The 21,877-nt window shown below is 55.2% G+C and carries 20 protein-coding genes and 1 pseudogene; all 21 read left to right on the top strand.

Annotation, left to right across the window (positions count from 1 at the left end; translation table 11 throughout):
* Positions 1-481 precede the first annotated feature (481 nt).
* The 21 genes and pseudogenes from RHM68_RS25820 to RHM68_RS25725 all read left to right on the top strand — a co-directional run bounded on the left by RHM68_RS25820 (position 482) and on the right by RHM68_RS25725 (position 21,761).
* A complete protein-coding gene (locus tag RHM68_RS25820; RefSeq protein WP_322219799.1) occupies positions 482-1,642 on the top strand; it encodes an efflux RND transporter periplasmic adaptor subunit in 1,161 nt (386 codons plus the stop codon).
* Entirely contained in the window at positions 1,639-4,701 is a 3,063-nt protein-coding gene (locus RHM68_RS25815; protein ID WP_322219798.1) for a multidrug efflux RND transporter permease subunit, read from the top strand. The genes RHM68_RS25820 and RHM68_RS25815 overlap by 4 nt, the downstream gene beginning before the upstream one ends.
* 273 nt (positions 4,702-4,974) lie before the next feature.
* Entirely contained in the window at positions 4,975-5,337 is a 363-nt protein-coding gene (locus RHM68_RS25810) for a phosphopantetheine-binding protein (RefSeq protein ID WP_322223950.1), read from the top strand.
* Positions 5,330-6,472, top strand: a complete 1,143-nt coding sequence (locus RHM68_RS25805; RefSeq protein ID WP_322219797.1) for a hypothetical protein — start codon at positions 5,330-5,332, stop codon at positions 6,470-6,472. Before RHM68_RS25810 ends, RHM68_RS25805 begins: the two co-directional genes overlap by 8 nt.
* Positions 6,469-7,731 carry a beta-ketoacyl-[acyl-carrier-protein] synthase family protein gene (locus RHM68_RS25800; protein ID WP_322219796.1) on the top strand — a complete coding sequence of 421 codons (1,263 nt, stop codon included), beginning with the start codon at positions 6,469-6,471 and terminating at the stop codon, positions 7,729-7,731. The genes RHM68_RS25805 and RHM68_RS25800 overlap by 4 nt, the downstream gene beginning before the upstream one ends.
* A gap of 14 nt (positions 7,732-7,745) precedes the next feature.
* Positions 7,746-8,987, top strand: coding sequence for an AMP-binding protein (locus RHM68_RS25795; protein ID WP_322219795.1), 1,242 nt, complete (start codon positions 7,746-7,748; stop codon positions 8,985-8,987).
* Positions 8,988-9,767, top strand: a complete 780-nt coding sequence (locus RHM68_RS25790) for a nicotianamine synthase family protein (protein ID WP_322219794.1) — start codon at positions 8,988-8,990, stop codon at positions 9,765-9,767.
* A 20-nt stretch (positions 9,768-9,787) separates the two neighbouring features.
* Entirely contained in the window at positions 9,788-10,303 is a 516-nt protein-coding gene (locus RHM68_RS25785; protein ID WP_322219793.1) for a DUF6622 family protein, read from the top strand.
* Between the two features lie 57 nt (positions 10,304-10,360).
* Positions 10,361-10,750, top strand: coding sequence for a hypothetical protein (locus tag RHM68_RS25780; protein WP_322219792.1), 390 nt, complete (start codon positions 10,361-10,363; stop codon positions 10,748-10,750).
* Positions 10,751-10,777: 27 nt separating this feature from the next.
* Entirely contained in the window at positions 10,778-11,329 is a 552-nt protein-coding gene (locus tag RHM68_RS25775) for a hypothetical protein (protein WP_145337356.1), read from the top strand.
* A complete protein-coding gene (locus tag RHM68_RS25770; RefSeq protein ID WP_322219791.1) occupies positions 11,319-11,660 on the top strand; it encodes a hypothetical protein in 342 nt (113 codons plus the stop codon). The genes RHM68_RS25775 and RHM68_RS25770 overlap by 11 nt, the downstream gene beginning before the upstream one ends.
* On the top strand, positions 11,653-12,375 hold the full coding sequence (locus RHM68_RS25765; RefSeq protein WP_322219790.1) for an SDR family NAD(P)-dependent oxidoreductase: 723 nt from the start codon (positions 11,653-11,655) through the stop codon (positions 12,373-12,375). The genes RHM68_RS25770 and RHM68_RS25765 overlap by 8 nt, the downstream gene beginning before the upstream one ends.
* A complete protein-coding gene (locus RHM68_RS25760; RefSeq protein WP_322219789.1) occupies positions 12,365-12,964 on the top strand; it encodes an arylamine N-acetyltransferase family protein in 600 nt (199 codons plus the stop codon). Before RHM68_RS25765 ends, RHM68_RS25760 begins: the two co-directional genes overlap by 11 nt.
* A gap of 28 nt (positions 12,965-12,992) precedes the next feature.
* Positions 12,993-14,209, top strand: a protein-coding gene (locus RHM68_RS25755) for an IS3 family transposase (RefSeq protein WP_322216042.1) whose coding sequence is annotated in 2 segments (ribosomal slippage) — positions 12,993-13,338 and positions 13,338-14,209 — 1,218 coding nt in all. Because the reading frame shifts where the segments join, the coding sequence is not laid out codon by codon here.
* A gap of 42 nt (positions 14,210-14,251) precedes the next feature.
* Positions 14,252-14,551 (top strand): annotated as a pseudogene (locus RHM68_RS26845) (arylamine N-acetyltransferase); the annotation flags it as partial.
* A gap of 5 nt (positions 14,552-14,556) precedes the next feature.
* On the top strand, positions 14,557-15,852 hold the full coding sequence (locus RHM68_RS25750; RefSeq protein ID WP_322219788.1) for an ATP-grasp domain-containing protein: 1,296 nt from the start codon (positions 14,557-14,559) through the stop codon (positions 15,850-15,852).
* A 27-nt stretch (positions 15,853-15,879) separates the two neighbouring features.
* Positions 15,880-17,097 carry a hypothetical protein gene (locus RHM68_RS25745; protein WP_322219787.1) on the top strand — a complete coding sequence of 406 codons (1,218 nt, stop codon included), beginning with the start codon at positions 15,880-15,882 and terminating at the stop codon, positions 17,095-17,097.
* Between the two features lie 147 nt (positions 17,098-17,244).
* Positions 17,245-18,399, top strand: a complete 1,155-nt coding sequence (locus RHM68_RS25740; RefSeq protein WP_145337362.1) for a KamA family radical SAM protein — start codon at positions 17,245-17,247, stop codon at positions 18,397-18,399.
* 30 nt (positions 18,400-18,429) lie between these two features.
* Entirely contained in the window at positions 18,430-19,794 is a 1,365-nt protein-coding gene (locus tag RHM68_RS25735) for an ATP-grasp domain-containing protein (protein WP_322219786.1), read from the top strand.
* Positions 19,795-19,798: 4 nt separating this feature from the next.
* On the top strand, positions 19,799-20,530 hold the full coding sequence (locus RHM68_RS25730) for a 2OG-Fe dioxygenase family protein (RefSeq protein WP_322219785.1): 732 nt from the start codon (positions 19,799-19,801) through the stop codon (positions 20,528-20,530).
* Positions 20,520-21,761 (top strand): MFS transporter, encoded by a 1,242-nt coding sequence (locus RHM68_RS25725; RefSeq protein WP_145337365.1) that lies wholly within the window; start codon positions 20,520-20,522, stop codon positions 21,759-21,761. The genes RHM68_RS25730 and RHM68_RS25725 overlap by 11 nt, the downstream gene beginning before the upstream one ends.
* Positions 21,762-21,877: the final 116 nt, after the last annotated feature.

Below are 21,877 nucleotides of genomic sequence, written 5' to 3'. Positions count from 1 at the left end.
AGGGAGATGGTTGGTAGAGCATCGATGCACAGTCAGATGCTATTCAAAAGTGAGGCGGAATACGCGTCGAAGGTCATCTTACCGATTTGGCAGAGTAAACCAGCTAACTCGATAAGCAGCCACTCGGGACGCCACGCTTATGGCTCTCTGTGGAGCACGCGCAGCATGAGGGTCTACTTGAGGGAGACGTGGGACGCCTGTTCGAATTCTGGGCAGGATAATCTCAGCTGTTTTTGAACCAAACGTTGGACTCGGCGATTGCCAGCAAGCACATACCCGAAAAAACCACTTTTACCCGGCGCGATCACGAAAGAATCCGCTGCATAGAAAATTTCAATATCTCGCGCGAGGCTCTAGGTAGAGGGTCTAGTGATCCAACGTCCCGACGTGTCGGTTTTAGCTATTGGAAACATTTTGTTACCTGGAGTAATGTGCAAGTTGCTTTGACTTCGGGTGTTCAAATTTTCCAAGGAATCGGAATATGCTGCGCCGTCGCATGATGATCATGTTGGGTGTTTCTCTGTGTGTTGTATTGATGCTGGCGAGCTACAAGGCTTATTCCATCTATCAGCAAGTACAGGGTTTTTCCACACCCCGCCCTCCAGTCAGTGTGGCCGTGGTGACGGCGCAGGAGCAGAAATGGCAGGAGCGATTGCCGGCGGTGGGCTCGCTCAAGGCACTGCGCGGCGTAAACCTGAGCCTGGAGATTGCCGGCACCGTCAAGGACGTGCAGTTCGAATCAGGGCAAACGGTGAAGGTCGGACAACCTCTGGTTCAGCTCGATAGCGCGGTAGAGCAGGCGCTGCTCGAAACCGCCCAGGCCGATCTTGGCCTGGCAAAGCTGGATTTTGGACGCGGCAGCCAATTGGTCGGTGATCGGGCCATCTCCAAAGGTGAGTTCGATCGACTCTCGGCCCAATTGCAAAAGAACCTGGCCACCGTCAATCAACTCAAGGCGTCCCTGGCTAAGAAGCACATTTTAGCGCCGTTCGGCGGTGTCATCGGTATTCGTCAGGTCGATGTCGGCGATTACCTGGCCAGCGGCACTGTGATTGCCACTTTGCAGGACCTGAGCAGCCTCTACGTCGACTTTTATCTTCCCGAACAATCGGTGCCTAAAGTGGCAATCGGGCAAGGCGTGCAGGTCGAGGTGTCGGCCTACCCGCAACAAGCCTTTCCCGGCACCATCAGTGCCATCAACCCAAAGGTTGAGAACACCACGCGCAATTTGTTGGTGCGCGCCACCCTGGCCAACCCTGACAACAAACTGCTCCCCGGCATGTTCGCCAGCCTGCGGGTGTTGCTGCCTGATCCGAAGGTTGAGATTGTGCTCCCGGAAAGCGCGATTACGTTCACCCTTTACGGCAACTCGGTATATGCCATCACGCAGAAAAAAGCCGATGACGGCAGCGTGGAAAAAGACGCCAACAACCAGCCCGTCCTGATTGCCGAACGGCGTTTTGTAGAAACTGGCGAGCGGCGAGGCGGTCTGGTGCTGATAACGCGCGGATTGAAAAATGGTGATCAGGTGGTCAGCGCCGGCCAGCTCAAGCTGGAAACCGGTACCCCTGTCGCCATCAGCCCTGACAAGAATCAGCCAGCAGTGCCTGACCAACCAGCCCTCGCTGAAGGTGCGCTATGAAGTTCACCGATGTTTTCATTCGCCGCCCGGTGTTGGCCGTGGTGGTCAGTCTGTTGATCATGCTGCTGGGGTTTCAGGCTTACAGCAAGCTGGCGTTGCGGCAATTCCCGAAGATGGAGAACGCACTGATCACAGTCACTACCGCATACCCAGGTGCGAATGCCGAAACCATTCAGGGCTATATCACCCAACCGTTGCAGCAAAGCCTGGCCAGTGCCGAGGGCATTGACTATATGACGTCGGTCAGCCGCCAGAATTTTTCGGTGATTTCGATCTACGCACGCATCGGGTCTAACAGCGATCGTCTGTTTACCGAACTGTTGGCCAAGGCTAACGAGGTCAAGAACAAGCTGCCACAGGACGCCGAAGACCCGGTGCTGAGCAAGGAGGCCGCTGACGCCTCGGCGCTCATGTACATCAGCTTTTCCAGCCGGCAACTGAATAATTCGCAAATCACCGACTACCTGTCTCGGGTAATCCAGCCCAAGCTCGCCACGCTGCCTGGGATGGCCGAAGCCGAAATCCTCGGCAGTCAGGTATTTGCCATGCGCCTGTGGCTCGACCCGGTGAAGCTTGCGGGGTTCGGCTTGAGCGCCAACGATGTCACCGCAGCGGTACGCCGATACAACTACCTTTCGGCTGCCGGTGAGGTAAAAGGCGAATATGTGGTTACCAGTATTAACGCCAGTACCGATCTGAAAACCGCCGAAGCCTTTGCTGCCATCACCCTGAAAACCGATGGCGATAGCCGAGTGTTATTGGGGGATGTGGCGCGGGTGGAAATGGGTGCGGAAAACTACAACGCCATCAGCTCCTTTGGTGGCACACCTTCGGTTTACATCGCCATCAAGGCGACACCGAGCGCCAACCCGCTGGACGTGATCAAGGAAGTACGCAAGCTCATGCCTGAGCTGGAGACTCAACTGCCGCCCAGCCTCAAGGTAGATATAGCCTATGACGCCACACAATTTATCCAGGCGTCGATCAATGAAGTGGTGAAGACGCTGTTTGAAGCTGTGCTGATCGTGATCGTGGTGGTGTTCCTGTTTTTGGGGGCGCTAAGGTCGGTAGTGATCCCGGTGGTCACCATTCCGCTGTCGATGATTGGCGTAATGTTCTTCATGCAGATGATGGGGTACTCGATCAACCTGCTGACTCTATTGGCGATGGTCCTGGCGATCGGTCTGGTGGTAGACGATGCGATCGTCGTGGTCGAAAATATTCACCGACATATCGAGGACGGCAAGGGACCGATGGACGCGGCGCTTGAGGGCGCGCGGGAAATTGCCCTGCCGGTGATTTCCATGACCGTCACTTTGGCGGCGGTCTATGCGCCAATTGGGTTCCTGGATGGTTTGACCGGTGCACTGTTCAAGGAATTCGCCTTGACTCTGGCCGGTGCGGTGGTGATTTCCGGCATTGTCGCGTTGACACTTTCGCCGATGATGTGCGCTCTGTTGCTTCGTCCCGAGGCCAGCAGTTCGGGGCTCGCCCACCGACTGGACCGTATTTTCGAAAGCCTCAAACGGCGTTATCAACTGCTGCTGCATGGCACTCTGAATACACGGCCAGTGGTACTGGTGTTTGCCGTGATTGTGTTGTGCCTGATTCCAGTGTTCCTCAAATTCACCAAGTCGGAGCTGGCGCCGGCTGAAGACCAAGGCATCATTTTCATGATGTCCAGTGCGCCTCAACCGACCAACCTGAATTACTTGAATACTTACACCGACGAATTCATCGATATCTTCAAAGCCTTCCCGGAGTACTACTCGTCTTTCCAGATCAACGGCTATAACGGCGTGCAGTCCGGGATTGGCGGCTTCCTGCTCAAACCATGGAATGAGCGCAACCGCACCCAAATGCAGATCCTGCCCGAACTGCAAGGTCGACTGGCGCAGATCCCCGGTCTACAAATTTTTGGCTTTAACCTGCCTTCGCTTCCAGGTACTGGCGAAGGCTTGCCGTTTGGTTTCGTCATCAACACCGCCAGCGATTATGAATCGTTGCTGAAAGTGGCCGATCGGGTGAAGACGCGCGCCATGGAGACGGGCAAGTTCGCTTTTGTCGATATCGACCTGGCGTTCGATAAACCGGAAGTGGTGATAGACATCGATCGCGCCAAGGCGGCGCAGATGGGCGTGTCGATGCAGGATCTTGGCAGTACGCTGGCGACATTGCTGGGCGAGGCGGAAATCAACCGGTTCACCCTTGAAGGGCGTAGCTACAAAGTGATAGCCCAGGTCGAGAGGGCCTACCGCGACAACCCCGAGTGGCTGAACAGTTACTACGTCAGAAACACCAATGGCGAATTGTTGCCGCTTTCGACGTTGATCCGCATCACCGACCGGGCGCGACCACGGCAGTTGAACCAGTTCCAGCAGCTCAACTCGGCATTGATCTCGGGCTTTCCATTGGTAGGAATGGCAGAGGCCATCGAGACGGTGAAGCAGATTGCCGTCGAAGAAGCGCCGCCAGGGTATGCATTTGACTACAGCGCCGAATCACGGCAGTTCGTCCAAGAAGGTAGCGCACTTTGGATGACCTTTGGTTTGGCGTTGGCCATTATTTTCCTAGTGTTGGCGGCGCAGTTCGAGAGCTTCCGTGATCCGTTGGTGATACTGGTGACGGTGCCGATGTCGATTTGCGGAGCGCTGATTCCCTTGTTCCTTGGCTGGTCGAGCCTGAACATCTACACCCAAGTGGGGCTGGTGACGTTGATCGGTTTGATCAGCAAACACGGGATTCTGATCGTCGAATTCGCCAACCAGTTGCGTAAAGACAAAGGCTTGTCGGCCCGTGAAGCGGTAGAAGAGGCGGCTTCCATTCGCTTGCGGCCAGTATTGATGACCACGGCGGCGATGGTGTTTGGCATGGTGCCGTTGATTCTTGCGACCGGTGCGGGAGCGGTAAGTCGGTATGATATCGGTATGGTGATTGCCACCGGGATGTCGATTGGCACGCTATTCACGTTATTTGTCCTGCCGTGCGTCTATACGTTATTGGCGAAGAGCGAGGTGCAAAAGGTCGAGGTGGATGGGATCCCTGTAATGACTCGGTAATAAAACACACTGATCCCAGCTTGTTAGAAGAAGATAATTTTAAGTAAGCCGTAGATTTCGCATTACTCAGCCCTATTCAAGTGCTGCGTATTTTATCGTCGTTTAATTAGTGGCTGCCGTTCGTCGGGCTGTAAAAAATCTTTGTAAAAAATTTTGACAGAGTTATATCTATTTGATTAGTCTTTATTGAATCCAATCATAAAAACAACAAAGTCGACTGTCTTTTCTGCCGCTCAAGTTTTAGAAAAACATGGATGAAGGGGTGTGATTGATATGTACTTGGTCAAAATAAAAGAGATCGCAGCAGACATTCTTTTTCTGGATGGTCCAGAGTCAATTCCCAGTGACCAGTCATTTGATCAAATCGGATTTACGTCGATTGATTTCATCGACTTCTGCTTTGAAGTCAAGTCGCAGATCAACCCCGATGTGGAGCCAGAGTACTTGTGGCCGTTCCATAAAATGATGGCGGATCCAGCATTGTGCGTGGACAGTCAGTGGACCGTCCGCGGGCGGGAGATGGCTCGCGACATCCTGCAAGTTGCGGATAGCGATGTGGTTGAGCCGAATAAGATTGGTCGTTTCTGGACACCGGAGTTCTGTTCCCGGCGTCTAGAGGCACTCGCTCATGGCTAGTGTTTACTTGACTGGAGTCGCCGTACGTCAGGCCGGGCTAGACCTGGCCGATATCGCTCGGCAAGAGGCCGCTTTTGTAACCGCTGAAGCAGCGTCCAAAGGGGCTGCGGTTTTGTCTGCGCAGATGGCAAAAGGTATTGCCCGTGAAGACAGGGCAATATTATCCGACGCAGCAATATACAGCCTTACAGTCGCGGATGCCGCATGTGCAATGGCGCAACAACAGCTTGCCTTTAGCGAAGAGGCGCGTGCGCTTATTAATGTCTATACCACCGCTGAAACCGTCCGGGACTTTTACGAAATTCTTTACGAATACCGTATCAAGCGCCCGGAACTGACGGCAGTTGATGTACACGCGGTGTTAGGACGTGTTGCCGGCAGCGTTCATCCACTTCGGTTATTTCGAAAGTTGCCGACTAATAACCTGTACCACATTGCCAAGTTCTTCGGATTTATCGGAGGGGGTTATCCCTTGCGCAGTATGTCACTGGGCGGGCTGTCCCTATTGGAGCATGCGCTATTCAAACTTGAGGACGAGGCGCAGGGAGGCGCTTTATTGTGTGGAGTCGGGGATATGATCAAAGTTGATAACTTTGAAGCGTTCCGCAAGATGGGTCTGATTGAGTCGGACCCGCACCGGTCGCAAACCGATAAAGTCAACGTTACCCATGGCGCGGTTGCATTGATGCTGGAAAATGCCGCCCTGTTGCAACGCTCCGGTCATGTCGCGCTTGCGCAGATTGTCTCTGTCCATAGTCGTTTCGACGGGAAAATCCATTCACAGCAGGCGGATTGGGAGGCCTTGCTCAGCGGCTTGCCTGCTGCAGTGATCGGCGAAAAACCAGTGGTTGTGATGTATGACAACGGCGCGCCTAACCTGCGTCAGGTCGAGAATGCAGCGGTGTTCAAGGCCCTCCCGAACGTCGATATTCGTCGTTACAAACCCTATACAGGTTATGCGGGAAGTACCAGTGGCCTTGTGGACCTTGCCTGTGCGTTGGCCGACAAGAGCGTTGAAGTTGGCCGCACACTACTGGTCAATGGCATGGGGATCGGCATCGGCTGTGCGTGCGCCGTAATCAAAAAGTTGCAACATCTGCCTATCGACCGGCCCGTATCGGGAGACGCGTCATGAGAGAACGCGTGGTCATCACCGCCTTGGGCTGTTGTACGCCTCTGGGCAATACCTATGATTCGGTCACTGCGGCATTGCGTGACGGTACATCCGGCATTCGTGAAATACAGAAGTTCGATACGGCTTCGTTCAAAAGCCATTTCGCGGGCGTGCCAGAGGTTGGCAACATGCGCGTGTCCACATCAAAACGCAGTCGCTCCTGGGACGAGCTGTATATCAATAATGCGGTTAAGGGATTAATGGCATGGCCCGGTGTGGACCTGAGTCATTTCTCGCCGCAGCGTATTGGATGTTTCCTGGGCGTTGATGAACCTGTTCCGGATATCCATCAAACCGTTGATTTTGTTTATGACTTGCAGCGGGGCGCTGACAAGGCATTTACCAATATGGCCGAGATGATGGAAAAGCACTATCGCATCAGTGATTTTGCCCGCCTGGATTCAACTCAGGTATTGCGTCAGGTCCATGCGCAGATTCCATTCCATGGCCCGAGCATGGTGCACCTGGGGCTGTGCGCGGCTTCACTGCAGGCAATTGGTACGGGATTTGAACAGGTTGCTCGCGGGCGAGTGGATGCCGCTATCGTCGGCGGTGCCAGCGCCAAAGTAACGCCCGAGCACTATATCGGCCTCGAATCGGTCGATGTGATTTGCACCGACGCTTCATTACCGTTTGATGGTTTGTCGCGTCCCTTTGATACGCGCCGTTCAGGTTATGTGCCGGCTGAGGGCGCGGTGCTGTTCTTATTGGAGAGTTACACCCATGCGCTCAGGAGAGGCGCGGTGCCTTTGATGGAAATCGTCGGGTATGGGGCGAGCATGAACGCCAGCCATATTGTGAAGCCCGATCCTGAATCCCGGGAGATGAAACTTTCAATGATTCGGGCACTGGCCAGTGCCGGGCTCAACCCCAGTCAAATAGGGTTGGTCAATGCCCATGGCACCTCAACCGTGTTGAATGATCTGCACGAGTCAGCTGCTATTTGCTCAGTGTTATCGGAGCGAGTGCCGGTCACCGCCAATAAATCACTGCACGGGCATATGATCGCCGCGGCAGGGGCCATGGAAACACTCAATACCCTGATTGGTTTGAGGGAAGGCTTCATTCCGGGGACGCGCAACCTTGAGACCCCGGACCCGCAGTGCAAGGCCAACATAATAGGTCAGACGCAGAGCGCCGACATCGAATACTGTCTCAAGAACTCGTTTGGGATGGGTGGACTGGCAGCCTCAATGATCTTTCGCCGAATTGACGCCTAATAAGGGGTTGCAGGATGCAAACAATCCAACGCCGGACAGATTTTCCAGTTGATAAGTTTAATCAAATGATCATGGGTTACCTGCGTGATGGTTACCCTGGCGCGCTTGAGCCAGTCGAGGATTACCAGAGGTTTGTCGACGCCTATCCCGTCATGGATAAAAGTGCACTGTCGGCCTCGGGACGGCAGTTGCTTGGTGCGGGAAAAATGCAGGGTTGTTATGTGGTGTCGACCTCCGGTACGACAAGCGGCCCTGTCATTCTTGCGAATAAATTTTTGCAGGGCGTCACAGAACACAGCTATCCCTATCAAGTGCGTGTCGCGATGGCCAAGCATGTCTTCAGTGCCGATGACATCGTTGCCAATCTGCTGACAGCAGGTGGCCTGGGAAACAGTTATGAGGGCATGTGCCGTTTGCTCGAAAGCATCGGGGTGACCATTCTCCCCGTGGGCCGCCCGGATACCTTGGCCAACGATGCGCTCTTGCTCGATCTGCTGGAACGCTTTCACGTCGATGTGCTGGTGGGATCTCCCAGTGGCATTGTGCAGGTTGCGCAAGCGGCATTGCGGGCGGGCGTGTCGCTGCCGGTTCGCAAAGTGGTGTTTGTTGGCGAAGCCTTTCACGCCTCCAAGCGCACGTTTGTCCGTGAACAATGGCCCGACGCGCATTTTTACAGCATTTATGGCGCAACGGAGTTGGGGTTCGCCGCGATCAACACGCCACAGATGGGCCCCGGCCAGCATCTGCTGCTCTCCGATTGGTTTTTCGTCGAAATCAGCGATCAAGGGGAGTTATTGGTGACCGATCTGAGGGCGCCGGTCGTGCCGCTTATTCGCTACAGAATAGGCGACTATGGCGCGCTATTTTCTGAACCCGCCAGCCCTGAGTTCTACTTGACCATTGGCGAGAGGGTGGGCGAGGAGTTCAGTCTGGGAGGACATAAAATCCGCCTGGACCAGGTCCGTCAACAGCTTGCGGTTGCAGACGTGGATGCAACGTGGTGCCAGGTCACGCTCAAACCGGCCGAACAGGGTCGGGACCGCGTGGAGGTGGCTCTGGACCTGCCGGACATTGAAGTGGATGAAGGCTTACGGGCGCGAGTGGAGTCGGCGCTGAGTCAGATTCCAAAATTTGGCGAAGCACTGCGGCGTGGCGTCGCCGAGGTATCCATCGTGGGACGCGAGCGATTTAAGTTCAACGCACGACAAAAACTGCCAGCACTGCGTGATGAGCGCCCGCGCGTTGGAGTTGCCTGAATGGATGCTGAGCCAGGACGGCGTATCGAAAGGTTGCTGGCCATCCCAACAGAAGCGGGGTGGCTGGATGAGCTTTTTCATGCGTATTCGGATTTGTTGATCTTGCTGAACAGCTATCAACGTATCGCCCCTTACGAACACTCAGAGCGTGCTGAACGATACCGCATTGAAGACTGCCAGCGCAAAGTGCTGGAAATAGAGCAGCTTTTTGAGTCGGCGCTGAGTCATCAATGGAACACGTTATTGACTGAGAGCAGTCCACTCAGCCGGTTTTTCTATCGCATTTATCAACGTATGGTCAGCAGCGAACTCACTGGCCTCGACTCCCACCATGGAAAACTGTGCCAAGTGGGTGTGGGCGCCATGCCGCTGAGTATTTTGCTGTATGTGCAGAAAACCGAGTTTGTCGTCACGGGAATTGACATTGACCCCACGGCGATTGTGCGAGCGCGGCAAGGGCTGGACGTAGTATTCAGCGCACTGGATATACCCCGTGAGCGCTTAAGTCTGGTCGAGGCTGACGGCGCGGATTTTGATTACGGTGAATACGATGTCGTTGTGCTGTCCATGACGGTTTCCGGACGATCCAACGTCCTGCAGCGCATTCTTGATACCTGCCGCAAGCCGCAACTTCGAATTGTGTTGCGCGATACCGAGGGTTGGAAACAGTTTATTTATCGCCCGGTAGGTTTACCCAGCCAACAACAGTTGGAGTTGCTCACTCACCTTTCAGGCTGCCCGATCAGCAGTGCCATCTACGGCGTTCGATCCTACGATTGAGGGATACCATGTTAGTCATATTGCGCGAAACACCGCTGTGGGTTTACGCCGTTTTTTTTCTGCTGCTTTATTACGGTGTAATGGCGTGCTTCAAAAGTAATGAAACCCGTCGCTCACTGTTGCTCAGCCCGGCGATATTCGTAGCCTGGTCCTTGATGGCCATGGACTATGCCACTCAACCCTGGGTGTCGATGGGCAGTTGGATAGCAGGCGTGTTCGTGGGGGGGATGATCGCTATGCGGTGGTTTGACTATCACGGTATTACCGAGGGTGAGGCTCGTCATTCTATCTCGGTACCGGGGTCATTCAAGTTACTGGTGCTATCGATGTTTTTTTTCGCGATTAAATACTTTATCGGCTATCAACAGGCGACAGACCCCCTATTTGCCGGCTCCTTGCCAATGCGACTGCTGATAGGCGCTGCCTCGGGTTTAACCATTGGATTGTTGTGCGGCCGGGCGTGGAAAATGTTGTCGATCCTGAATGCATTTTCCCGTCACAGCGAAGTTGACGTTGCCTGTGCAAACAAGAAATGAACGAGTCCCTGAGTTTTCAATAATAAAGAGCCTGATGAGGCGATGAGGGTACTTGGCATGAATTACCTTGATCTGTGTCCAGAGTTGGAAAGGCACGGACCGCTTTTTCGCGTTCGGCTTGATCCGGATTTGCTGGCGACGTTTCTGTCACGCTTTGACGCCACCCTTGTCACTGTAGAACTTTGTCATCAATTCGCGGTGCGGTGCGTGCGTGCGACGGTGGATGCAGGCGCCGCAAGTGAGCGCTTTCTACCGGTATCCCTGCGTCAACTGAGTACGGCCGACATTCGGCAAATCGGTTATTTGTTCGGACAGGTTTCCAGGGAGCAGCAGGGCGGAACTGTGCAGATTTATTCATCGGCCGTCTCAGCGGCTCATAATGATCTGTTGTGCTCAGTTACGGTCATGGCCCTGCGGCCCATGAATGAGCAGCGTGCCGACACTTAATGCGTTCTACTGTTGTGGGATGACTTCGTGATGATTAATCTGCTTGTTCCACCCTTGCTGTTTCCGTACTTTCTCGAGTGGCGCACCGGGAATTATGTTGAAGCTGCTTTATTGTCATTGTTGGTGCTGGTGGCGCTTTGTTATAAAAGCTTGAAAAATAAGTTCGTCATTGACTGGAGTGTCGCGTGTGGTTTTGTTTTGATCGCCGGCGTCTCTTATGTTCAACCCAGTTTTTTCAGTCTATCATTTACCAAGCCTTTGATTTATGGCTTGTTGGCTATTACAGGGTGGGTGTCCTACTGCGTCGGTAAACCCTTTACGTTGCAGTATGCGAGGTTGGAAACACCCCGGGAATTCTGGAATACGCCGCCGTTCATTCATATCAATAAAAAAATTACGTTGGTGTGGAACGCGGTATTCACGCTTAACTTTGGGTTTGGCTTGGCAAGTTTGATTGATTTGGACGACTGGCCGATTTATCTGCTGATGTCTTACTTCACCATTCTGTGTGCAGTTGTTTTTACCCAGAAGTACCCGGAAGTTTACTTGGCTCAAGGAGAGCGAAACCGTGCGCTATGAGGTTTTCAATACTGCCCTCGAATTGATCAACTCAAACACTACGGTGCATGTTGAAGTGGATGCCGTTGCGCCGATTTTTGATGAGCATTTTCCGGGCTATCCGATTGTTCCAGGGGCGTTCACGGTCGGCTTCGTGCTGGCATGCTGTAGACAGTTACTGTCGCAGAGTGCGGTACGGGTCAAGCGTGTGGTTTTCATCAAGCCGATAACGCCGGGCGCCTGTTTGCAGTTGCAGTTTTCAGGGCTTGATCTTCCAGAGGCTAAAGAGATCGGTTTTATCCTGAAAACCTCACATTCTATACATTGCCGAGGGAGCGTCATGTATGACTGATATCGCTATCGTTACCGGGGGAACGCGGGGAATAGGCCGTGCGATCGTCGCCAAGTTGATCGCGCAGGACTTCACCGTTTTCGCCACATATCAAAACGATGAGGCCGCCGCTGACCGACTGTCTGGCGAGTTCGGCGCACGCGTCATCACCGCACGCGTTGATGGTAGCGATCGGGGCCAGGTCGAGCGCTTCCAGGCGCAACTCATCGACTATCCTCTGCCCTCGGTATTGGTCAATAACGCAGGCATTACACGTGACGGGCTGTTTCTGAGTCAGGAGCCGTCCTCGTTTGCACAGGTGATGGCCAACAACTTTGGCGGCACCCTGAATTTTTGTGAAGTGTTCGCGCCGCTCATGGCGAAGGCGCGCCACGGCAATATCATTAATATCGGCTCGGTGGCCGCGCAAAAGATCAAGTTGGGCAACACGGCCTATGGCTGCGCTAAAGCGGCGATAGAGCGCTTGAGCCTGGGCCTGTCAGTTGAACTTGCGCGCTTCGATGTCCGCGTCAACTGTGTATCGCCGGGCTTCGTGGACACGGACATGTTTCAGACGTTCGCCGGTGAGCAGGCCAGAGAGATCCTGAAGTCGATACCTGCAAGGCGCGTCATGACAGCGGATGAAGTTGCACAAATCGTGTGTTTGCTGGCCACTCGACAACTGTCCACTCTGGGCACTGTATTGCGTGTAGGGAATGGCGAAAATGTGGGGTGAGACCTTCAAAGTCAGCCCCGCTGTGCAGTCGGTAAGCCCGCCATGGTTGGCCGGATACTTTCAGCGATTGGGCGGGCCGAATGCCGTCGGGGCGGATTTTGCCTGCCTAGCCCGGTTGCATGAGGCGCACATCGCCCATATTCCCTTCGATATGGCGGATGGCTTCCTGGATGCTCAGGTGCCTTTCTTGCTGGACGATGTAGCTCAGAAAATCGTCCACGAACAGCGGGGCGGCGGCTGCACACAGATGAATGGCATTTTTGCTCAAGCACTGCTCAGCCTTGGGTTCCAGGTCCGACGCACGTTGGCCAAGACCTTTCAGAATGGCGTATGCCGGGAGCTGTCCACCCATATGGCGCTGTTGGTCGATGTGGAGGGACGGCGCTGGCTGTGTGATGTCGGGTTTGGCCTGCGTGGTCCGATAAGGCCGCTTTCACTGGATGAACGTGACGATCAGGTGACGCAAGTGCAGGGCTGTCATCGTTACCGTGTCAAACGGCTGGTCACACGGGAGTGGTTGGTGGAGTACCTGCGCGGTGAGTCCTGGTGGACGAGCCCCCTGAAAGACAGGACACCGTTTCCCCCTTAACATAAGGGATAGGCAAACGACTGTGTATATGACTAATAGAAACGATAAGGGTGGGGAGCTTTTGGGTCAGGAGCGGCGTCGCCGCTGGAGCCCGGAGCAAAAACTGGCCATGGTTCGCGAGAGCCTGCAACCGGGGCAAAGCGTCTCGGTGGTGGCTCGACAGAATGGCGTGAATGCCAACCAGTTGTTTCAGTGGCGCAAGCTCTATCAGAGCGGCAGTCTCTCGGCTGTCAGTGCTGGGGAGAGCGTGGTGCCCGCTTCCGAGCTGGCCGATGCGCTCAAGCAGATCCGCGAGCTACAGCGCATGCTTGGCAAGAAAACCATGCAGGTCGAGATCCTTCAGGAAGCTGTGGAGATTGCTCGGTCGCGAAAATGGATTGCGCACTCACCCTTGTTGCCGGGGGACGACCAGTGAAGCTGATCAGTGAAAGTCTCGGTGTAGCGCGCTCGCAATTGACGGTTCGACTCAACCCAAATGCTCAGGTCGAGCGGCGTCGCCCTGCGCTGGACGATGCCGCACTGGTCGAAGAAATTCAGGCTGAAGTGAGTGAACTGCCCAGCTACGGGTACCGCCGTGTGTGGGGGTTGCTGCGTCGTCGGCGTGAAAAGCAGAGTCAGGCGCCGATCAACGTCAAGCGGGTTTATCGCGTCATGCGCGATCATCAGTTGCTGCTGGAGCGACGGATTAAACAACCGGGTGTGGCACGCCGTCACGAAGGCCGAATTGCCGTGGCCACCAGCGATACCCGGTGGTGCTCGGACGGGTTTGAGTTTCGCTGTGATGATAACGCCAAGCTGAGCGTGACCTTTGCCCTGGACTGCTGCGACCGCGAAGCCATCGGTTGGGTGGCCAGCCCGACCGGGTACAGCGGCGACGATATCCGTGATCTGATGCTGGAGGCGGTGGAAAAACGCTTCGGTGAAGAGGCGCCTGCCACCCCGGTGCAATGGCTGAGCGACAATGGCTCGGCCTACATCGCTGAACAGACACGCCAGTTTGCCCGACAGATCGGTTTGCAACCGGTGACCACACCGGTGCGTAGCCCGCAGAGCAACGGCATGGCCGAGAGCTTCGTCAAAACGATGAAACGCGACTACGTCGCGCACATGCCCAAACCTGACCGGGAAACAGCCTTGCGTAACCTGACGATTGCCTTTGAGCATTACAACGAGGAGCATCCGCACAGCGCGCTGAAATACCGTTCACCACGGGAGTTTAGGCGTTTGGCAGCGGCATCAATTTAACGGGGTGCAGGTGTCCGGTTTGATAGGGGCCAGTCCACCTGGCAAGGTTTGTTGGTGGTTCGGGATGCTGACTATCCCTATGAAGAGTTTCGTGTCACGCACTTCTATAACACCCATTCACCCACTTCACTGTTTGCCGGCAATTTCATTTGTGCCCGGCCTCATTGGGAAGGCGGCGATCTTCTGCAGAACGGGACGTTGGTGTGTGTTCACGCAAAGCGTCGCACGAGCTATACCGCGCGCACGCTTGACGAATTGATCGGCCTGCTCAAATCACACTTCAATATCACGCTTTCTCCGGAAAGATTTCACCACTTACCGCCCGGGATCGGCAGGGGTTAACACCAATGACCAAGCGCTGTCTGATAACCAACCCCGTCTCCAATGCGAACCTGTTGGTCGGGTATTTGAAGGCACAAGGTGTCGACTGTTATGCCGTCATCGAGATGGATAAAGTCAGCCGGATGCCATCATTGAGCGAGAAAAAGAAAGGTGAGTTCAACGCCGAGCTTTATCACGGCATCTTCATCTCGGCCGAGCAGGTGCCGGGGCCGGAGGAACTGCCGTTCGATATTATCCTGGCCGGCAGCGAAAACGGCGTTGCGCTTGCCGAGCGCCTGAGCCAGCGACACGGGCTGACGGGCAATGACCCGGCGCACTCCGGGCTCCGTCGTCATAAAGATGCCATGCACCGGGCGCTCGCACAGGCCGGTTTGGCCGCAATACCGACTTGCGTGCTGGACGGACTCTCGGCGGCCCTCTCGCTACTCCCGTGTTGGGAGGCTTATCCCTGTGTATTCAAACCGCAATCCTCCGCAGGAGGGGAAGGGGTCGTGTTTTGCCGCAACCGTATTGAACTGGAGCGGGCTTTTCTGGGCGCGGATTGGGGCGGTTTTTCATCGACATGGTCCAATAATGACTGCTTTGTGCTGCAGCCATTCATCACCGGCAAAGAGTACGTTGTCGACATGGTGGCGCAGGCGGGCAAGTACGTTGTTTCATCGGTCTGTCGTTATATTCGGTGCGATGAACTGGGAATTGATAGCTGCCCCTTCGTGAAGAAGTTTACCTTTTTACTGGACCCGGACTGCGAACGTCTTCGTGCGCTGGTCGCCTACGCGCAACAGGCCGCGTGCGCGTTGGGTATTCATACGGGCGCGATCCATATGGAGTTGCTTGATAGTCCGGCTGGGCCGGTCATGATCGAAGTCGGCGCGCGGTTGCACGGGACCATTACGCCGATGCTGTTCGAACATTGTTATGAGCCGCATTTGTTGGGTCAACTATACGCCACCAGTTTTGCAGGGGGCGGCGAGGTCGGTTCAGCCAGGCTGATCAGGCGCGGCATTATCAGTGACGTCATCAGTATGGCGCCGGGTGTATTCAACGGCGCAGACGAAGCGCTTGCACCGCTCGAAAGTTTCATCGGGCTTCAGGCTTCAGTCGAAGTGGGCGAGCGCTTCAAGACCACCACCGATTTGTTTTCGTCATCAATGAATGCGGCGTTTTCCCATCAAGACGAAACGGTTCTTTGGGACGACCTGGCAGCATTTGAACGATGGACCGAGACCGTCTTGAACGGTGCGGCATTAACGCCGACCGCGTGGCAGTTTCTCAGGGATGAGTACCGCGCCTATTTTTAGCAAGACCCTGCAGGGAAGACAGCTTGCATGATCAATCACTCTTTTTTTGATACGCAGTCGTTCGGCCGAATGGTTCAGCACTATCACGATGCCGGTTACGCGGGCTATCCGCGAGTGCTGAACTATGAGCAGTTCGACCGGCTTTATCCTCAGGCTTCAAAAGCCGATCTGCATGAGCGATCGGAGAAACTTCGACAGGCAGGTGGTTTGCGTCAGTGCTATCTGATCAGTTCATCAGGTACCACGGCCTCTCCTTTAGTGGTTGCCAGTGATTATGCCGTCGGCGAATTACGTGATGCTTATTCTCTGGAGATCCGCCGCTTTCTAGGGCAGCGGGTATTTTCCAGCCGCGATGTGGTGGCCAATTTATTGGTGCCTGGCGGGTTTGGTTGTTTATATGAAGGGCTTTCGCGTTTATTGGAACCCATTGGGTGCACCCTTTTGCCGGTTGGTCGTTTGGACGCACAGGATTGCCCTCAAACCTGTCTGCAGATATGCCGAGACGCCGGCGTATCGGCCTTGTTGGCAACACCTGGCGGTATTATTCAAGCCGCGCACTGGGCGGTGCAGGCGCATGTGAAGCTGGATATTCGCAAGGTTATCTATATTGGCGAGGCCTTCTCCGCGGCCAAGCAGCGCTATATCCGTACGGTTTGGCCAAACGCCGCGTTTTACGGTATTTATGGCAATACCGAAGTAGGATTGGTAGGCGTATCGACTCCCGAGCACCCGCCGGGACATTATGATTTCTTGAGTAAATGGGTATTGGCGGAAGTTGATGAGCAAGGCAAGTTGTACCTTAGCGACTTGAAAGCACCTCGGGTTCCGGTATTACGTTATGACACCGGAGACCTGGCGACTTTATTACCCACTTCTAACCCGCGGGTCGGCACCTTGGTGTTGCACGGGCGCAGTGATAAAAGTTTTAACTTCTGCGGTAATTTATTAAGCCTATCCCAGGTGAGCGAAACGATATGGCAGCACTGCGGCCAGCCATTCGCTCTGCAGCTGACACTGACCAGCGGCGATGCGGGTAAAGATCACCTGTGTGTAACGGGTGATTTGACCCACTTTACCGACGCCCAAGCAGCGCGTGCCGATATGGAATCCGCCCTGATGGCAATGCCGGCGTTGGCGGAAGGATTGCGACGCGGCGTCGCGACGATCCAGGTTGAACCCGACGCGGCATTTTGGGTCAGCGCGCGGGAAAAAATTCCTACCTTGCGCGATTTACGCCAGACATAAGTATTCGGTCCCCAATGGCGGACCACTATTCAAATAGAACAATTGAGTCGATGTTTCACTCATTGGTTTTAGCCACGCCCGCACGTTCTGATCAGTGCGATATTAACTACCGTGTTGTAAATATTTACTGAGGGAGGCATTCGGTCAATGACGACAATCAATCAGGTTATCCATGTTGAAAACCAATGGAGCGACTGGCGCTGGCAACAGAAAAACGCCGTGCGCGATGAGCGCTCACTGCGTGAGGCCTGCGGCGGTTGGGGCGACGACGTGACGGCCCATATCGTGCACAACTTACAAGGACGCAAGTTGCAGATCACGCCCTACTATATTGATTTGATCATGCGGTCGCGCAACGCTGGCAGTGTGCTGGAACATCCACTTTGGCGGCAGGTAGTGCCCTACTGGAACGAACTTGCCCAGGATGATTACGATGGTATTTCTGAGAACTGGGAGTTGCACCATGAAATGAAAACACCGATCTGCCAGCATAAATACGATAACCGCGTCATCCTGCGCATGACCAATACCTGCAACGCCTATTGTCAGTTCTGCTTCGAGGCGCTGCGGACTCTGCAAGTGGGGACCGAGAAGCCCAACGCCAATACCAACTCTTTTCTCGATTCCCTTGAATATATCCGTAATACGCCTGCCATTGAGGAAGTCATTCTCAGCGGTGGCGATCCGTTAATGCTGTCCGATCGCAAGCTGGAGGAAAACCTGGCGGCGCTGCGCTCGATCAGTGATGACCTGCTGATTCGTATCCACTCGCGGGCCTTGAGTTTCAACCCGTTTCGCGTGACCGACGAGCTGGTGGCGATGCTGGAAAAATACAAGGTCAATGCATTCGGCCTACATGTCTGCCACCCGCTTGAATTGAGTGACGACTTTGCACGTGCCGTTAAACGTATTCAGTCGGTAGTGCCGATCGTCTTTTCGAACATGCCGTTGCTACGCGGCGTCAACGACGATGAGCAGACGCTTCACACACTATTCATCGATCTCTACCGCATGGGCGTCAAGCCCTATTACCTATACCACTTCATGCCGTTTTCTCCCGGTGCCAGTGAATACAAAGCGTCTATCAGCCACGCGATCGCGCTGATGAAATGCCTCAAACGGCGCGTTTCCAATATCGCCATGCCTGAATACGTGCTTCCCCATGCCCAAGGCAAATTCACGGTGCCCATCATGGATTTCGATAAGCCCGATGAGCTGCCCCGCTTTGAAATGCGCGATGGTCAGCGTTATTACACGTTCCAGAGTTGGAACGGTCATCGGTGCAGTTGGCACGATGCATGAGCAGCCTTTGACTAGACGTGGTGAACAACGATGAAGCAAGACGCTATTCTGTTTATTGATATCGACGACGGCCCCTCTGTGCGCTATCGCTACCGTGAACCACACTTTGCCGCTGCTCGCTTGCAAGGGCTGCTGTGCCTGATCGCAGGAGTCTGTGGGCGCAACCAACTGCAACGGTTGGAGCAGGACAGTGACGAGGTGTTCTTGCTTGAAACCCTGAGCGAGCAAACTATTTTAGAGCTGGTCGACGAGCTTCAGGATCGGTACACCGTGCGAGCCATCTTTTGTCATGCGGGACATGCTTCTGCCCAAGGGCAAGTGGGTTGTATCGTCGCAAGGGTGTGCCAAAAGCTCGGTCTGGTTTCTGCGTCGGCCGAGGCCATAGCCGCGTGCAACAACAAGTACCTGATGCGTCGCGCCCTGCAAAAGCACGGGTTGCGCTCAGTTCCTTTTGCGCTGTGCAATGATGAAAAAGAGCTGGAAGAGGGCGCCGCCCGGGTGGGCTACCCGCTGATTGCCAAGCCTGCGTTTGGCGGCGCGTCGGCTTTTATCAAGCGTTGTTCGAACTGGGCGCAGTTGCGAGATCACTATGTGCAGTTTGTCGCGCGTCACGGTGAAGCCGCATGTGCCGATTTCTACGGGTGCGCCCATACCTTGCCCAACGACGACGGGACTTCACGTGAGTACATTCCGGGTCGAAGCCTCATGCTTGAGGGATTTATCGAGGGCGTTGAAGGCACGGTGGAATGTGTGGCGGCGGGCAATCGAATTTATCCCGTGCTGATCAACGAAAAGCTACTGCTGACAGAGCGCAGCGGCACCGTGTTGGAGAATCTGTTGATTACGCCTCCTGTTTCGTTCACGGCGCAGCAGTGTGACCAGATCCGCAGTTACGCCGCTGCCTGCTTGCAGGCATTAGGCCTGACTGACGCGCTCGCGCATTTCGAATTTCGCATGACGGAGCAGGGGCCTGTGGTCATTGAGATCAACCCCCGATTGGGTGGGTTGTACGTTAATGCCGCTTTGCGCGATCTCGCAGGCTTCGATCCGTATCAGCTGTATGTCTCCCTGCTGTTGCGTGATCCGGCAGTCGACACGCTGCTTGATACCGTGCAACGCAAAGTCGGTGCGGCAACGCAAAGCTACGCCATGCTGGCGGTTTATCCCGAAAGCAGTGGCTGTTTCAAAGGTTTTGAAGGGCTAGGGTACTTGGACGATCACCCGGCTGTGGTGGAATACGCCGTGCAGGAAGCCGGTGGCTATCTCGACGCCGATATTGAAGAGCATTACCTGCTCAAATGCTGGGCCAAAGTCGACGATGTTGCCCACGCCTGTGCACTGCATGATGCGGTCCGGCAAAACCTCAACGCAGTTATCGACCCCTCCGCAGGATAGCGCTATGGATAGCTCACAGATTTCGGCTCACTTGAGCCAGCATCATTATTGGCATGGACGTCACTTCCGCGAGTTGCTGCACATCGAGCAAGAGGAGGAACACAGCTTCCGGGCCTACTGGTCGAACCTGGTCCGGGACGAGGCGTTCAGAGAGTACACCCACCGCGAGCGGCGGATTCTGCGCTATCGCTTAGCGCCCAACGGGCATTTGCAGATGAACAGAGATGCCAATTACGCCTCCTCGGTCGTTTACCCAATTGAGTACCGCCAAGGGGTGAATGCCCTGAGTTATTCAGAGGAAGGTTTTATCTCCCATCCGCTCTTGCAGCGGCTTCTGGCCACCGACATTGCTGCTATTGGTCCGCAGTTAGGCAAGCATATGTACGCCATTGATATCCACCAGTTTCGGGTCAAGGCGGATAAACCAACCGGCAGCCCGACAACCTCGGGGATTCATCAGGATGGGCTTGACTGGGTGTTCATGCACTTCATCGACGCGTGCAATACGGTGCCTGTGGTCTCTGAGATCTACGCCTCGCAGGAAGCTGACAGATGTCTGCTCAGCGTGCCCATGGAGCATTTCCTGGAAACCATCGCGATCAACGACAGCAAGGTCTACCACCGCGCCGGCTTGGTTCTCCCATTGAGCGGCGATCTGCCCGCCAGCCGCGACCTGCTGCTTGTCGGATTCCGACGCCTGCCCGCTAACGTAGAGGGTGCGGGTCATGCTCAATGACGACCTTGCGCTTCCCCGGTCCGCCCGCAACGGACGCCTGATCGTATTCGCCAGAGGCGTTTCCGATTTTGGTGCCTTTCTTAACATGGTGGCTTTATCGACCTACGTCTATTGGCTAAGCCAAAGCGTGGTGTTCGTCAGTGTGTTCCTGGCGTGTCGAGTCGCGGGCGGCATTGTCGCCAGCCTGTTCGGGATCAGCTTTTTCAGGCACTTTCCCGGACGAGGCGCATTGGCCGGGCTGGATCTCTCCAGAGCTATGCTATTGACTCCGTTGCTCTTACTGGCACCGGCCCACCAGCTGAGCATCCTGCCTTTCATCGCGTTCGGCATCGGGTTATGCAATTCCCTTTTTGCGATCGGCCTCAATAGCCAGTTGCCTACCTGGGTTGCCCCCGGCCTGCGTGTGAACACTAATGCCTGGCTGACGTCCGCGGCCGCCACGGGAGCAATATTCGGCAGCCTGCTGTCGGGATTGTTGATCGCAGAAGGCGGATTTGAGGCCGTCTTTGCAACCAATATCGCGACTTACTTGCTGGCCGCCATCCTGATTGTTCCGCTGCGGGCGTTGTATGCGGTATCTCCCGTGGCGCACAAAGGGCTGTCGGGAGAGTGGCACGCACTCAAGCAGGGGCTACGCAGTACGCCTGTGCTAGCGGCGATGTTGCTCATCAGCCTGCTTGATACCCTGGGCAGTGCAGCACACAACGTCGGGTTTCCGGTGCTGTCTCAGCTCATTGCCCCCGATACCGTGAACACGGTCATGGGCTATTTATTGGCAGTGTGGGCATGCGGCAAGTTTGCCGGGGCGCGTTTGGCCAATGCACTGTTGAAAGGATGCGGCATTCAAGGCATGGAGCGCTTGTTCATGGTCGGAGTCGCGCTGATGTCGACTGGCTTCATCCTGACCTTCCAGCAGGCGCAGTTGTGGCTGGCGCTGGTGTTTATTGTCTGGGCGGGCGTGGGCGATGGAATGGCCGAAGTGGCCTTGATATCGCGTGCCCAGCGTGAACCTGAGGCGCTACGTTTGCCGCTGTTCAGCTTATTGACGCTGATCCAGATGACCGGCTTCGGCGTGGGAATGCTCATCGTCGGGCCGTTCTATCTGGCCTGGAGCCCGGCGCAGGTGATTGTGCTGTTCCACGGCCTGCCGTTAAGTGCGTTGAGTATCATGGCGGTGTGGATGTACCTCAGGCGTCGGCGTTTGCCCGCCAAGGCACTGTTCGAGGAGTGACGCCCGTGGGCGCTCGCTCGCGTGCTGTACCGGCACACGAGTGAGTGCGGTGTTTCCATCAGTTCGCTAGGCCTGCGTTCTCCAGAACGTTTTCGATCCAGCTCCGGCAGTTCCGC

Origin of the sequence: Pseudomonas sp. DC1.2 (assembly GCF_034351645.1) — a bacterium.
In the GTDB taxonomy this organism is placed as follows: domain Bacteria; phylum Pseudomonadota; class Gammaproteobacteria; order Pseudomonadales; family Pseudomonadaceae; genus Aquipseudomonas.
Note: the sequence above shows the minus strand (reverse complement) of the source record. Positions and strands in the feature narration are given on the sequence as shown.

Excerpts from the sequence above, each read along its gene's own strand:
- RHM68_RS25820 (WP_322219799.1), top strand. The coding sequence starts at position 482 with ATGCTGCGCCGTCGCATGATGATCATGTTGGGTGTTTCTCTGTGTGTT.
- RHM68_RS25815 (WP_322219798.1), top strand. The coding sequence starts at position 1,639 with ATGAAGTTCACCGATGTTTTCATTCGCCGCCCGGTGTTGGCCGTGGTG.
- RHM68_RS25810 (WP_322223950.1), top strand. The coding sequence starts at position 4,975 with ATGTACTTGGTCAAAATAAAAGAGATCGCAGCAGACATTCTTTTTCTG.
- RHM68_RS25805 (WP_322219797.1), top strand. The coding sequence starts at position 5,330 with ATGGCTAGTGTTTACTTGACTGGAGTCGCCGTACGTCAGGCCGGGCTA.
- RHM68_RS25800 (WP_322219796.1), top strand. The coding sequence starts at position 6,469 with ATGAGAGAACGCGTGGTCATCACCGCCTTGGGCTGTTGTACGCCTCTG.
- RHM68_RS25795 (WP_322219795.1), top strand. The coding sequence starts at position 7,746 with ATGCAAACAATCCAACGCCGGACAGATTTTCCAGTTGATAAGTTTAAT.
- RHM68_RS25790 (WP_322219794.1), top strand. The coding sequence starts at position 8,988 with ATGGATGCTGAGCCAGGACGGCGTATCGAAAGGTTGCTGGCCATCCCA.
- RHM68_RS25780 (WP_322219792.1), top strand. The coding sequence starts at position 10,361 with ATGAATTACCTTGATCTGTGTCCAGAGTTGGAAAGGCACGGACCGCTT.
- RHM68_RS25765 (WP_322219790.1), top strand. The coding sequence starts at position 11,653 with ATGACTGATATCGCTATCGTTACCGGGGGAACGCGGGGAATAGGCCGT.
- RHM68_RS25760 (WP_322219789.1), top strand. The coding sequence starts at position 12,365 with ATGTGGGGTGAGACCTTCAAAGTCAGCCCCGCTGTGCAGTCGGTAAGC.
- RHM68_RS25750 (WP_322219788.1), top strand. The coding sequence starts at position 14,557 with ATGACCAAGCGCTGTCTGATAACCAACCCCGTCTCCAATGCGAACCTG.
- RHM68_RS25745 (WP_322219787.1), top strand. The coding sequence starts at position 15,880 with ATGATCAATCACTCTTTTTTTGATACGCAGTCGTTCGGCCGAATGGTT.
- RHM68_RS25740 (WP_145337362.1), top strand. The coding sequence starts at position 17,245 with ATGACGACAATCAATCAGGTTATCCATGTTGAAAACCAATGGAGCGAC.
- RHM68_RS25735 (WP_322219786.1), top strand. The coding sequence starts at position 18,430 with ATGAAGCAAGACGCTATTCTGTTTATTGATATCGACGACGGCCCCTCT.
- RHM68_RS25730 (WP_322219785.1), top strand. The coding sequence starts at position 19,799 with ATGGATAGCTCACAGATTTCGGCTCACTTGAGCCAGCATCATTATTGG.
- RHM68_RS25725 (WP_145337365.1), top strand. The coding sequence starts at position 20,520 with ATGCTCAATGACGACCTTGCGCTTCCCCGGTCCGCCCGCAACGGACGC.